This window comes from Faecalibacterium sp. DFI.5.82, from assembly GCF_029076575.1.
Classification (GTDB): Bacteria; Bacillota; Clostridia; order Oscillospirales; family Ruminococcaceae; genus Faecalibacterium; species Faecalibacterium duncaniae.
This window is the reverse complement of record NZ_JARFIS010000816.1, coordinates 1-299: the sequence shown is the minus strand read 5'-3', so window position 1 is coordinate 299 and position 299 is coordinate 1. Positions and strand designations below refer to the sequence as shown.

At 62.5% G+C, this 299-nt stretch carries 1 pseudogene; it reads left to right on the top strand.

Annotation, left to right across the window (positions count from 1 at the left end):
- Positions 1 to 299 (top strand): annotated as a pseudogene (locus tag P0G09_RS19035) (hypothetical protein); the annotation flags it as partial.

Below are 299 nucleotides of genomic sequence, written 5' to 3'. Positions count from 1 at the left end.
CTGCTCTGTCCACTGTGTCTGGACTCTGATGAACCACGGCTGCGAGGCCATCCGCGTCAACAACAACCCCGAGACCGTCTCCACCGACTTTGACACCGGCGACCGTCTGTACTTCGACCCCCTGAACCCGGAGAGTGTGGACAACATCATCGCCACCGAACAGCCCGATGCCTGCGTGGTCCAGTTCGGCGGCCAGACCGCCATCTAGCTGGCAAAGCACATGGATGAGATCGGCCTGCCCATCCTGGGCACCCCGGCGGATGCCATTGACGAGGCAGAGGACCGTGAGCGCTTTGACG